Origin of the sequence: Flavobacterium ardleyense (assembly GCF_042686085.1) — a bacterium.
Lineage (GTDB): Bacteria > Bacteroidota > Bacteroidia > Flavobacteriales > Flavobacteriaceae > Flavobacterium > Flavobacterium ardleyense.
The window spans coordinates 1-610 of the sequence record NZ_JBHUOL010000009.1; the positions used below are offsets into that span (position 1 = coordinate 1).

Here is a 610-nt window from a genome sequence, read left to right on the forward strand (position 1 = left end):
CGATAGTAACATTACCATCCACATCAATACTTAATGGACCTTGAGTTGTAGGTGTTACATCGGTATTAGTTGTAGTAACTGCTACTCCATTTAAAGTGTCATTTGTTATAACCGAACCAGCAAAAACAGGACCTGCAACATTAATTTCAACCACTTGTGGCGCATCGTTATTTGCAATAATCTCATTAGAAACTACAATAGTAACAATAGCTTGATCGCAGTTCGTAGGATTTAAAACCTCACAAATTTGATATTCTATAGTATACGTACCACTTGGCGTAGTAATACCTACTGTTATAGTTCCATCTGGATTTAATGTTAATCCTGGCGGTACAGTTATGCCTGTTAAAGTTACTTCTCCTGGGTTAGTTCCAATTACAACTGGACCATTTCCGTTTAAGGTATCGTTAATTAAAATATTTGGTGTGTCATTTCCTCCGCTTACTGGTGTACCACTAAAGTCATCGTCATTCGCTAAGATAACCGCTGCTTCAGCAACAACTGTTACAATTGCAGTATCACAATTCGCTGGATTTAATAGCTCACAAATTTGATATTCTATAGTATAAGTTCCTGCTGGTGTTTGTGCTGGAACACTTACAATTCCTGT

At 37.0% G+C, this 610-nt stretch carries 1 pseudogene; it reads right to left on the minus strand.

Going from position 1 to position 610, the window contains the following annotated elements:
* Positions 1-610 (minus strand): annotated as a pseudogene (locus ACFSX9_RS03940) (hypothetical protein); the annotation flags it as partial.